The organism is Desulfosporosinus sp. I2, assembly GCF_000960765.1.
Taxonomy (GTDB): Bacteria; Bacillota; Desulfitobacteriia; order Desulfitobacteriales; family Desulfitobacteriaceae; genus Desulfosporosinus.
Map to the genome: position 1 here is coordinate 25,668 of NZ_JYNH01000031.1, position 12,154 is coordinate 37,821.

The following is a 12,154-nucleotide window of genomic DNA, read 5'->3' on the forward strand; positions in this document are numbered from 1 at the left end:
GTGAGCTTTCATTAAAGAAAATGTATGCTTCCTTGAAAAAACGCTAATGCATGTCAAAGCCTATCCTTAAGATTTAATTCATGAATCTCATACCGGCGCATTTTTTCGTAAAGCCAGGACCGAGAAATCCCCAGGAGTCGTGCTGCTTCAGACTTGTTGCCGTTCATCTTGATTAAAGCCTTTTCTAACGTCTCTTTATCCAAATGTTTGTGGGCATTTTCAAGGTTCCAGCCTTTCTCAAAGGTCGACCTTTCTTCATGCTTAGGTTCCCTAAGGTAAAATGGTAAATCCTCAAGCTCCAACCTATCTCCCGAAGCAAAATTAACCGCTCGTTCTATGACATTTTTCAATTCCCTAACATTACCCGGCCAACGATGACGCAGAAGCGTCCTGCGTACATCTTGAGAAATATCGCTAATCTGCTTGCCAAAATCATAATTCAAGCGTTCTAAAAAGACGTGAACGAGCGGAATAACATCTTCTAGGCGAGCATGCATGGGGAGGAGGTGGAAATGGATCACATTAAGTCGGTAATAAAGATCCCTTCGAAATTGACCCTTCTCAACCTTCTGGATAAGGTCCTGATTCGTAGCTGCGATGATCCGCACATCCACTTTCAGGACTTCATTACTCCCAATAGGTTCAAAACATTTGTCTTCCAAAACTCGCAAAAGCTTACTCTGCAAATTTAGAGACATATCTCCGATTTCATCTAAAAATAACGTCCCATTATGAGCAACCGCAAATTTGCCCGGTTTTCCTCCTTTTTGAGCACCAGTAAAGGCCCCGCTTGTATACCCGAAAAATTCTGACTCTAAAAGGTTTTCTGGTACTGCAGCACAATTAACCTTTACATAGGGTCCTTTTCGACATTGACTCGCCTGATGAATAGCCTCCGCAAAAAGTTCCTTGCCTGTGCCACTTTCTCCGGTGAGCATAATGGTTGAAGTTCCACGAGCCGCCATTTCTGCTTCTAGTTTCAGACGTCGCATATCCGGACTGACCGTAACAATCTGATTGAAGGTTATAGGTACTTTGGTTGAGCCTAATTGTTCCTTATAAAAACTTAACTCATGGTCCATTTGAGCAAGTCTTTGAGCAACATCCTTGACTTCTTCCAGTCTCTGAAAGGTAATTTTACACACTGCTCCAATAATCTTACCCTGGCGCACGATAGGCAGGCGGGAAACGATATAAGCCCGCCCGTAAATGACTTGGATTTCATTAGTTTCCGCCATGCCAGTTTTTAAAGTTCTTAGCAGACGAGTATTCTCAATCACCTGATCCACAGGCTGTTGCAAGAGTTCCTTTTCTCTCTTCCCAATAAACTGACAAGCTGCCTCATTGACCAATGTGATCTTCCCCTGATCGTCCACGACAAAGATGGCTTCATAGGCAATATTTGTGACCGTCAGCAACGTCTCGTACAAACGCTTGGTGGCATCTAGCTCTAAAGCTACTTGATCTAAGTCGGTCAGGGCCTGGAAAACGATCACAGCTCCTGCCAACTCACTTACCGGGCTAATATTGCATAGGACGGTAACCTTGTTCATTTGAGTCTGAACCCCTACTAAATGTTGTGAATATTTTAGCACTCCACTCAGATCTAAGCTTGGAAAAACACTATTAAACAAGCGACCCATAAGTGCTTCTTGCTCCAAGCCAAGGATTTTCTGACCAGAAGGATTTATCTGTTGGATACGCTTATTGCGATCAATGACGATAAGACCGTTGGGCATGGCCTGATACACCGTGTTAAGTTGAGTGGCCATTTCTTCCGCTTCTCGAAAAAGGGCCAAAATCATATCCACCTTGGTAAAAATCCCAAGCGCTTTTCCCTTTTTGTCGACAACCACACCCGTCCCAACTGAACTCTTTTTCGCCCTCTGTTCTACCTCAAGATAAGGAGTATCGGCTTCGACAGTGACTACTTGGGGATTAAAATGCTGCTCAATTAGTTCCGCTGTACTTGCCTCAGACAAAAAAGCATCTAATACATTGGCTTTGGTAAAGATCCCAATCAGAAAACCCTCTTTATCAATCACTGGTAGAGCATCTAACTTGGTCCAACGTAAAAGTTCAACCCCCTGCCTTAGATTATCGTTTAAATGAAGAAGAGGAACATCTTGGGTCATCATATCGCTGACTAGCATACTCTCACCTCGCAGTTTTATTCTCCCCGGACAACTGCAAATCCTTTATTTCAGAACATTCATGCTTCAATATAAAGTTTGGCTAGCCCCATGCGCTAGCTATAAAGTATCAAAAATGCCCTCCCTCAGCAGACTTAGTCTACTTTAGGAGGACTCTTTGTTGTTTCCATAATCTAGGTACTACTATAAGCCTTGAGTGTTTCTTATGAACAGGATTCTATTCCATTAGGTGATTGATCTCCTCCTTAGTGAACCCTGCCTCTTCTAAAACCTCTCTTGTCTGCTCTCCTAAGCCCGGAGGAATTTGATCGGGCAGCTCTTCTTCTTCGGGAAATTTAAGCGGATTTCTGATGGTCTTTACAGCCTTTTTCTCAGGGCGTCCAAACAGAGAAAATAGGTTTCGAGCCCGAATCTGAGGATGCTCCCGAACCTCTGATAGTTCTAAGACCGGCTCACAACAAACGTCTTTATCCTTGAAAAGGTCTGTCCAGTCTTCCTGGGACCTACTCCTAAAAATCGTTTTCACCTCTCTCAAGACACTTGGGTCGCGAGCAAACTGCTTGTCTATAAGATCATCGCGTCCTATTACCTGACAAAAAGCTTGCCAAAACTTTGGTTCTAAGGCCCCAAGACTCATAAAACGAGCATCCAAAGTTTCATAAACGCCATAACAAACTTCCCCCCCATTTAACATCCCTTCCCCACGCTTCGAAGTGGCATCCTCAACCGCTTGTTGAGCATAGAGCATCGCCATCCAGGAAACCACACCATCCAGCATTGAAATGTCAATATATTGACCTCGACCCGTTTGCAGCCGGGCAATATAGGCGCTTAGGATTCCAGTCACGGCCATTAGAGCCCCTCCGCCAATGTCCGCCACCTGTACTGCCGGCGGTACGGGGGCCCCTCCGGCTTGTCCCGTGAGACCTAGCGCCCCGCTAAGCGCCAGATAATTTAGATCATGGCCTGAACGTCGGCAATACGGCCCGTCCTGTCCATAACCTGAAATAGAGCAAAGGATCACAGAGGGGTTAACTTTCTTAAGCTCTTTATAGCTCAGACCCAAGCTATCCATCACTCCGGGTCGAAACCCTTCCATGACAATGTCATACTTGCTAAGGAGACGGAAAAAGGTTTCCCGTCCTTCCTTGCTTTTCAGATTCAATTTAAGACTCTTTTTATTTCGGTTCAGTGACCAGTAGAGGGCACTTTCTTTCGTTCCGGGCAAGTAAGGCTTCATCCAACGCAGATAATCCCCTTGCCACGGATCTTCCACTTTCAAAACTTTAGCACCTAAATCAGCCAGCAGCTGACTGGCATATCCTCCGGGTAGTAGACGGGTTAAATCGAGAATCCGCACCCCATTTAAGAGCTGATACATCCTACTTCCCACTCCTTCCTACTCCGCCCTACTCACAACCCTAACTTTCTAGCGATGATTAGTTTCATGATCTCTGAAGTACCCGCAAAGATCGTGTGCACCCGCACATCTCGGTAGTGTCGGGCAATAGGGTACTCTTCCATATAGCCATACCCTCCGTAAAGTTGGAGGCAATCATAGGCCACTCGATTAGCCATCTCTCCAACCCAGTATTTGGCCATCGAAACCCGAGTAACAATGTCTTGCCCGGCCATATGATCCGCGACGAGATTATCCACGAACACTCGCCCGAATTCAACCTCTGTTGCCATTTCAGCAATCTTAAAGGCGTTATGCTGGAATTTGCCGATCAGTTGCCCAAAAGCCTCCCTTGTCTTGACATAGGCAATCGTATCCGTCAGCATTCGCTCTGCCAAGCCCTGGGAGTAAAGAGCTGAGATAAGGCGTTCCTGTTGGAGCTTTTCCATAAGATATGAAAATCCCTGACCTTCTTCGCCTAGACGATGGGTGATCGGGACCCTGCAGTTGTCGAAAAAGAGTTCCGCTGTATCTTGGCTATGCATCCCCAACTTATTCATCTTTCTACCTTTTGTAAAACCGAGCGTCCCATTTTCCACAACAATAAGGCTAATTCCTTTGTGGTTCGATATTCCTGCAGTCTCAGTCTTTACCGCCACAATGATCAAATCTGCAAAAACCCCATTACTAATAAACGTCTTTGTGCCATTAATAACATATTCATCCCCGTCCCGAACAGCAGAAGCTCTCATTCCTTGAAGATCAGACCCGGCTTGGGGCTCGGTCATGGCAATGGCCAAAATTTTTTCTCCTCGAGCACAGGCAGGAAGCCAGTCGGATTTCTGCTTTTCTGTACCATACGCCTGAATATAAGGAGCAATAATGTCACTATGTAGTCCCATCCCAATGCCCACTCCAGCTTTAGCTAGTTCCTCATTGAGGATGGCAGAAAAACCAAAATCCGCACCAGAACCGCCGTATTTTTCTTCTAACCACGGACATAAATAGCCCATTTCTCCCATTCGGAGCCATGCCCAGCGAGGGATTTCCCGCTTTTCTTCCCATTCCTCAATATGCGGAGAGAGTTCATTTTTCACAAATTTTACAAAGGCCCGACGAAAGATTTTGTGGTCTTCTGAATAGACGTCCATCTTCCCCTTCCTTTCTACCTTCGCGAGACATCCATGACTATTTTAGTATTGACAGCTATTTTGTGACTGCTATTAACTCTATAACATGATTCATGCATTCTTCATAACAGAATATGTCTTACTTAGGTTGCATACGAATGGCCCCGTCCAGACGAATCGTAGTGCCATTGAGCATAGGGTTCTCAAGGATACTTCTCACTAAAAGAGCATATTCTTCTGGGTAGCCCAGTCGAGATGGGAAGGGGATCATGGCACCCAGAGACTTACGTACCTCCTCTGGTATAGAATCAAACATCGGGGTTTCAAAGAGACCCGGAGCGATTGTCATCACTCGAATGCCATGGGTTGCCATCTCCCGTGCAATGGGCAAGGTCATGGCAACAATTCCGCCTTTCGAAGCGCTGTACGCGGCCTGCCCAATTTGACCCTCATAGGCAGCAATGGAAGCGGAGTTAATGATTACCCCTCTCTCGCCCCCTGCATTCGGCACATTATCCACCATTTGAGCCGCGGCAAGCCGGATAACGTTAAAACTACCGATAAGGTTCACCTGCAGAATTTTAGAGAAACTTTCTAGAGCATGCGTTTTCTTACCTATTACCTTTTCGGCAATCGCAATACCTGCACAATTCACGACAACATTGAAGTGCCCAAATTCCTCAACGGTTCGATCTAGGGCCGTCTGCACGCTCTCTGCACTGCAAACATCCATTTTCTGAAATACGGCATTGCCTCCTAATTCGGAGACTAACTTCTCTCCCCGTTCCACCGCAAGATCGAGAACCATCGCCTTGCCTCCGTCGTTAACGATCCGTCGGACAGTCGCTTCACCCAAGCCAGATGCCCCACCCGTAACAAATGCTATCACTTGTTTTAATTCCATCCTCATTTTCCCCCATAATCCTAATCTACATCTATCAATCTAAGCGCTCAATAATAGTCGCATTCGCCATTCCATGCCCTTCGCACATAGTTTGCAGTCCATAACGGCCACCCGTTCGTTCTAATTCGTGCATTAGCGTGGTCATCAACCGTGCCCCGCTGGCGCCTAAAGGATGACCAAGGGCAATTGCTCCGCCATTAGGATTAAGCTTCTTTGGATCAGCACCGGTATCTTTTAACCAAGCTAACGGAACTGCGGCGAAGGCTTCATTCACCTCAAAAATATCTATGTCCGAAAGGTGGAGACCGGCTTTGGCTAATACCTTAGCTGTGGCCGCAATGGGCCCAGTTAGCATGAGAGTGGGATCTGAACCTATGACACTCCTAGCCACAATTCGGAAGCGTGGCTTAAGTCCCAGTTCTTCTGCTCTCTCCCGAGACATCACCAGCACTGCGGCAGCACCATCCGAAATCTGGCTTGCATTACCAGCAGTAACTTGACCATTTTCTATGAAGGGAGATTTCAGACTAGCGAGCTTTTCCAAGCTAGTGTCCCGTCTTGGACCCTCATCCATTTTCATAATCGCTTGGCTATCGTCCGCTAGGACCACGCTTATAGGCATTATCTCTCGCTCAAAGCGCCCTTCTTCTTGAGATTTAAGTGCTTTGCCATGGCTTGCTAAGGAAAATTCGTCCATTTGTTGCCGACTGATACCCCACTTTTCCGCAATTCGCTCTGTTGAAAGACCTTGGTTAATAATTTCATAGCGCGAAGTAAGCTCCTTGGATAATTCCGTTCCCTTAACATTGGAACCCATAGGTACCCTGGACATATTTTCTACTCCTGCCGCAACAACAATATCCATGTCCCCTGCTAAGATGGCTTGGGCCGCGAAATGTACCGCTTGTTGACTAGAGCCGCACTGCCGATCAATTGTGAGGCCCGGAACATGTGGAGGATAATCAGCAATAAGTGCTGCCTGCCGTCCAATACAAAACCCTTGCTCTCCTACTTGTGAGACGCACCCCATCAACACATCCTCGACCAAGGCAGAATCAACTCCTGCACGTTTGACCACCTCTCTCAGGACTAAGCCTGCCAGATCTTCCGAGCGAAGTCGGCTTAATAACCCATTCCTCCGACCTACAGGAGTTCTCACGGCTTCAACGATGACTACTTCTCTCATAGTTTTAACCCACCCTTCTTCGAATTGCTAAAGTGTTTATTTTACAACTCTGAATTTTCTGTTACTTAATGTTATAACGTTGCAAATACCATGCCACCTCAGCTTAGTCTAGCACTCTTAGCGATTCTACCTAAAAATGCAGCAATTTAACCCCCCTTACTACTTGGAACTTGTCCTGTATGACGGACAGTTGACAACGCAATGGACACTTTAGTTTTCTCTTTGACATCCGAAAACACGGAATACTTAGCCCTCTGAGATTGGCATCTAAATTGCAATATTCTGGATAGATGAACTCAAAAAAAGGGGGTAACTACATTTGGATTTCGCATTATCAGAAGAACAAAGAGCCTTTCAAAGCCTAGCCTACAAATTTGCGCTTAAAGAGTTTACACCTATTGCCAAAGAATGTGACCGTGAGGAGAAATATCCCAGAGAGATATGGCAAAAGGCCTGTGAAGCAGGGCTGGTTGGAATTGCAATTCCTGAGGAATACGGAGGACCAGGCGCTGGCTGGATGGAAACTGCTTTAATTACAGAACAGCTATCTAGAGTCGATTTAGGACTCGGCTTAGCCGCTGTCGCCGCAACCTTTGGCGCCGAAAATATTATTAACTATGGCAGCGAAGAACAAAAGAAAACCTATCTTCCTATGCTGCCTGCTGGTCAAGCAGTCTTCGCTGGCGCTTATACCGAGCCCAATGCTGGCAGCGATGTGGCAGGGACTTCGACCCGAGCGACTAAAGACGGGACGGACTACGTCATTAACGGCAGCAAAACGTTTATTACGAACGGAACAATTTGTGACTATATGGTCGCTTTATGCGTTACAAACCCTGATGCCCCTAAGAAAACACAGCGCCACAGCTTAATCATCGTGGACGCGAAACTTCCAGGAATTACACGAATGAAAATCCACGGAAAAATGGGTATTCGGGCCTCAGATACGGCAGAAATCACGTTCGAAGATGTGAGAGTGCCTCAAAAAAACCTTGTGGGGATAGAAGGTAATGGCTTCCACCAACTCATGCATTTCTTTGATCAGACGCGCATTATGGTTGCCTCACAAGGACTTGGTCTTGCACAAGGAGCTTTAGATTTAGCGCTTAAATATGTACAAGAGCGTAAAACCTTTGGGATTCCCCTAGCTGCAAACCAAGGTATTCAGTTTCAATTGGCAGAGATGGCGACCCGTATTGAATTGGCCCGCAACATCATCTATAAGGCCGCTTGGAAAGCCGACAACGGACAGTTGGATCCCTCCCTCAACGCCATGGCTAAATTCTATGCCGGAGAGACAGCAGTCTGGGTAACCGACAAAGCTCTCCAAATGCACGGTGGTTATGGCTATATCGACGAGTACGATATCCAACGTTTTTATAGGGATGCTAAGATTCTGGAAATCTACGAAGGAGCTAAGGAAATCGAGAAAATAACCATTGCCAAGCGACTTTTTTAATGGTTAAAATATAGCATGCGACATTCTTGGTAAGTAAAAGTAAAGGGTTGTCTCAATGAGACAGCCCCTTTTCTCTTCAGCATAAATATATTTATAAAAACAGTCACACTGTCCTCATTTTCAGAGAATCACAGAAGCCTGTTCCTCAGCTGCAGCAGTGACTTCCTCACTGTTTGCAGCTGTTGTGTTCGTAATATTGGCAACCAAGTCAATTCAACGATCTGAGCAGAGCTGGCTACTTCATCCTTGGTATTTTCAGCAATTTCCTCAATATCTTTTCCTATCTGTTCTACGGCATTCATACTAAGTAAATGATTCAACAAATATTACATAAAGAAAACTTGGCTGGCGCCAAGCCTTGGCGAAGGCGGCCGCCTTAGTTGCCCTTATGCTTCCAGAAAGTATATAACGAAGTTATACTTTCTGACTAGTATAAAAAAACCAGAACATCAAAATATTCTGGCGGTATCTACATTCACCTACGAAATATTAACTTAAGAATATAAATCGGTTACAAGCATGCTTCCTCGACCAACTCATGCCTTTGTCCACAAGTCGTGGTGGAAATAACTTTTACGCATAATTATTGCACCTCCCTAGCGCGGTGCGATTCCCGTCAGAACTCCATACCCACCGAGGACCTTAACGGTTCCTACAAGTTCACCCTTCAAGGATTCCTGTTCAAAATCCTTCCCACTACCTTGTTCAATAAAATACTTGTCCAAACTGTAATCGACTCTGAAATTACCGGCCTCGTTAAACTGGTTGTATATTTCCTGGAATTTCCCTTTTAAATAGACCCCTTGCTTAGGTCTCGTTTCACTAACTTGGTCCACTACATAATACTTGCCCTCTGGTTTAAGACTCACATAGAGATTCTTATTGTATACCTTATCTAAAAGTAAGGTCACCTTAGACCTTGGCACATCCGAAATTGCGAAGTTAAGGGCAACATAGTCCCCCCTAAACAAATCTGTCGGGTCATAAGCCTTTGTCTCTAGAACGATCTCTTTCCCGAAGAAAACGGTGGCTTGAGGCTTAATGGTCATCGCTAAGAGGATAATTAAGGGAATCGCCACGGCTAGTAGGAACGTTTTTTTCTTAGTCATGCAAGTATCCCCCTTTTGCTGACTTCATCATGCGTTCAAAGTAGAAACCAAAGCCGAGTAACAGCAGCCCTCCCACGATAAAGAACAGCGACTTCGGTAAAAACGCAAAGGTATCCGTATAATACCTGAAGATGGTAACACATACAAAGATCAGGCTGATGAGACTTCCTTTTCTGATGAGGACAAACAGCAAGGCAACAAAGGCCAGAGCAAAGAGAATACTTACTAAACGTGTTGACTGAGCACTCACTACTATGTTCCATAAATCAGGCATAGTCAAAATCACACCAGTAACCCCAAACAAAATGTTGCCCTGAACCCGGAAAATATCGGGCTCTAAAGTGTGTTTGACTGCATACATCACAAGTCCTATCACGAAAAAGAGCAGCGCAACATATAGACCCTCTACTTCATAGTTTAGAGTGATTTCGAAAATAAAAGTTAAGGCTGTAAGATTGGCGAAGAACAAGAGGAGCCTTGATTTTTCAAAGTAGTTATAGGCCAGATACACGACGGGTACCCCAACCCATCCTGCATAAGGGAAGCCCTGATTAAAGGAACCAAACAGATAGACCCCAAACAGAAGGTTCGCAAACAGCATTAAATACTTGTCTTTAAGCAGGAACGCCATCGGAAGCACTCCTAGGGACCAGAGTAGAAACGCAGTGGGAAAATCCCCTCCATAGTTATACATCTGTCCAATCAGAAAGATACCTGCTCCGTAAACCAGAGTGCCTAGGTAAATAAAACTTCGGCCCGTCTTGGGATTATTCTCAGAGAGCATGTATCCTGTAACGTTTACCCCAACGAAAACTCCGAAGATAATCAGGAGTTTGACTAAATGACTGATCCCATCCCAGTTGCTGGCAATAAAACTTAAGATTCCGAGACCCACCAACAGTGCGCCAATTGTAACCACTACTCGAATAAAGTTGAGACCACCCTTAATTTCATAGATCTCAAGAATTCCGCTTTTTTGCTCCCCTGTGATAAGTCCATTACTTTCATAGTGTTCTAATTCTGTACTTACTAAGGAGAAGTTAGCTTTACTAATTTGCCTTTTCAAATCGTTGTTCCTCCTTGATACTAACCAGAGCTCAGAATGCTGTATGCTCCTCAGTGCGATGGTCTATTCCCGCATTAGAGAATAAATCACTCTGTAGAAATCCTCTACTTAATAGTTACCGGCAATTCCGCAAGAGTAACAATTTTCGACTCATCACGATGTGGTCGTATGGTCAGTCTAAATTCAAATCCAGTTACATCGTCAGGAAGCGAAGGCGTCACCACAAAGGTATGTTGCAATCCCTTAATTTGCCCACTTCCTCCATGAGGTCTGCATTGACCTTCTTTCTCTTCATTATATTGCTTGATCGTACCCAACAGCAGACCAAATACCTAAAACGTCTTGTTTATCCAGTCGTTTTAGATACACTTTTCTTAATGACGTCAATGTTAGTTATTTCACCTTTCTCTTTTCGTCTATTTCCTGGGCAGGTGAATCCCCCTCCTGCTGAAAAACCTAATAGATCAGTTGGGTTTCTATACCCATGTCCAAGCGAAATAAACGCAACTATTGACAATTCTTGCGTTGACACTTGCCAGCTCCGTCCACCATCTTGTGAACGGTAGACATTAAAGTGGTTCGCGACTATGATGCCGTTATTCGGATCGAAAAATCGAAAATATGAGGCGAAGTAGGGTAATGGAGGAATATCTATATCCAATGGTATCCAATGGTTCCCCGCGTCAGTCGTCTTGAGAATGACTGATTTCTCTGAGTTTATTGAGGTACCTATCACCCAGCCCATGTCGCGATTCACGAACGAAAGCTTACTGGGGCGGAATCTATCTGAAAAGCTGTAAATATCTTTCCATGTGCTCCCCCCATCTGAAGTATATAGCAACGCTCCTGAATTGGAAAGCTGTCCCAACCCAAAACCGTATTGACAATCAATAAAGGATATGTCCTTGGTCGGTCTGGGCTTGGGATAGACTTGAGTCCAGGTTTGTCCGCCATCGCCAGTACGCATGATATAATCCCCTTGATTAGGCGCTGTAGCAATAACCCAGCCCTGTTGTTCCGAAATAAAATCAACCTCCCGGTTACTACTCATCTCTTCATCTCTTCCAACTATGGTGAAATTTCTCCCACCGTCCTTTGTCAGCATTAACCCGCCTGAGATAGGCCCGGCACCAACATCTAACGGAATCCAGCCAACTTGAGGTGTAATAAACTTCACTTCTGTTGGCGTTGGCCTTGCACTCCTAATTTGATTGATTTTCTGCCAATCAAGACCTGCATTGGCCGTGTAGAATAAATCACCGTTCCTAGTTTGCAAATCGGATGTTAAATGGTGACTCTTCGTTGGTAGCGGTTTGGAGGTCAGCATTACCTACGGCCCATCCCGTTGTTTTATTAATAAACATCAATTTCTGTATGATTAAATTGTTCAGTTTTATGGTCTTCCAACTTATCCCTCCATCTTCAGTCTTAAGAATCTGGGAGCTATGCTCATTCGAATTGTCATCATTTCTAACAACCCAGCCCAAATTCTTATCGATGAAATCGATGGAATGAAGTGAAGACTGAGCGCTTTCTCCATTAACACTAATCGCCTCTCCTTGAGTTAAGGCCGGCTGATTAGGAAAAGTCATTTTATAATCCACACCATTAGAACTACAACCGAATAAAGATATGCTTAAGATCATAGTAAGACTGAGAAAAAACATTCTTTTCATCAATGTTCCTCCAGTTCGTACCCTCAGTACATCTTCAAGGTTGAAACCAAGCATAATCGATCGGAACCTGGG

The 12,154-nt window shown here is 44.9% G+C and carries 12 protein-coding genes; 1 reads left to right on the forward strand and 11 read right to left on the reverse strand.

The features are described from left to right. Window positions 1-53: 53 nt before the first annotated feature. From UF75_RS09595 to UF75_RS09615, 5 genes are all read right to left on the reverse strand, one after another. Window positions 54-2,153 (reverse strand): sigma-54-dependent Fis family transcriptional regulator, encoded by a 2,100-nt coding sequence (locus UF75_RS09595; RefSeq protein ID WP_045574388.1) that lies wholly within the window; start codon window positions 2,151-2,153, stop codon window positions 54-56. A 217-nt stretch (window positions 2,154-2,370) separates the two neighbouring features. Continuing rightward, the gene (locus UF75_RS09600) at window positions 2,371-3,534 is read right to left on the reverse strand and encodes a CaiB/BaiF CoA-transferase family protein (RefSeq protein ID WP_045574389.1); all 1,164 of its coding nucleotides are present in this window, start codon (window positions 3,532-3,534) and stop codon (window positions 2,371-2,373) included. A 32-nt stretch (window positions 3,535-3,566) separates the two neighbouring features. Beyond that, window positions 3,567-4,703 carry an acyl-CoA dehydrogenase family protein gene (locus UF75_RS09605; protein ID WP_045574390.1) on the reverse strand — a complete coding sequence of 379 codons (1,137 nt, stop codon included), beginning with the start codon at window positions 4,701-4,703 and terminating at the stop codon, window positions 3,567-3,569. A gap of 118 nt (window positions 4,704-4,821) precedes the next feature. Then, window positions 4,822-5,586: a 3-hydroxyacyl-CoA dehydrogenase gene (locus UF75_RS09610; RefSeq protein ID WP_045574391.1), complete on the reverse strand. Its 765-nt coding sequence runs from the start codon at window positions 5,584-5,586 to the stop codon at window positions 4,822-4,824. 34 nt (window positions 5,587-5,620) lie between these two features. After that, a complete protein-coding gene (locus UF75_RS09615) occupies window positions 5,621-6,772 on the reverse strand; it encodes a thiolase family protein (RefSeq protein ID WP_045574392.1) in 1,152 nt (383 codons plus the stop codon). Window positions 6,773-7,091: 319 nt separating this feature from the next. Here UF75_RS09615 and UF75_RS09620 point away from each other — a divergent pair, with 319 nt between their 5' ends. Continuing rightward, on the forward strand, window positions 7,092-8,231 hold the full coding sequence (locus UF75_RS09620) for an acyl-CoA dehydrogenase family protein (protein ID WP_045574393.1): 1,140 nt from the start codon (window positions 7,092-7,094) through the stop codon (window positions 8,229-8,231). A 128-nt stretch (window positions 8,232-8,359) separates the two neighbouring features. Here the strand turns inward: UF75_RS09620 and UF75_RS28130 are convergent, their stop codons facing one another. The 6 genes from UF75_RS28130 to UF75_RS09640 form a co-directional block, all read right to left on the reverse strand. Beyond that, window positions 8,360-8,551, reverse strand: a complete 192-nt coding sequence (locus tag UF75_RS28130) for a hypothetical protein (protein ID WP_156146334.1) — start codon at window positions 8,549-8,551, stop codon at window positions 8,360-8,362. Between the two features lie 276 nt (window positions 8,552-8,827). Then, entirely contained in the window at window positions 8,828-9,340 is a 513-nt protein-coding gene (locus UF75_RS09625) for a GDYXXLXY domain-containing protein (protein ID WP_045574394.1), read from the reverse strand. Next, window positions 9,333-10,406 (reverse strand): DUF2157 domain-containing protein, encoded by a 1,074-nt coding sequence (locus tag UF75_RS09630; RefSeq protein ID WP_045574395.1) that lies wholly within the window; start codon window positions 10,404-10,406, stop codon window positions 9,333-9,335. Before UF75_RS09630 ends, UF75_RS09625 begins: the two co-directional genes overlap by 8 nt. A gap of 104 nt (window positions 10,407-10,510) precedes the next feature. Next, on the reverse strand, window positions 10,511-10,723 hold the full coding sequence (locus UF75_RS28135; protein WP_156146336.1) for a hypothetical protein: 213 nt from the start codon (window positions 10,721-10,723) through the stop codon (window positions 10,511-10,513). Window positions 10,724-10,752: 29 nt separating this feature from the next. Then, the gene (locus UF75_RS09635; protein ID WP_045574396.1) at window positions 10,753-11,682 is read right to left on the reverse strand and encodes a YCF48-related protein; all 930 of its coding nucleotides are present in this window, start codon (window positions 11,680-11,682) and stop codon (window positions 10,753-10,755) included. Next, window positions 11,672-12,154: hypothetical protein (locus tag UF75_RS09640; protein ID WP_207642476.1), on the reverse strand; the 483-nt coding region annotated here is incomplete at its 5' end. The genes UF75_RS09635 and UF75_RS09640, both read right to left, overlap by 11 nt.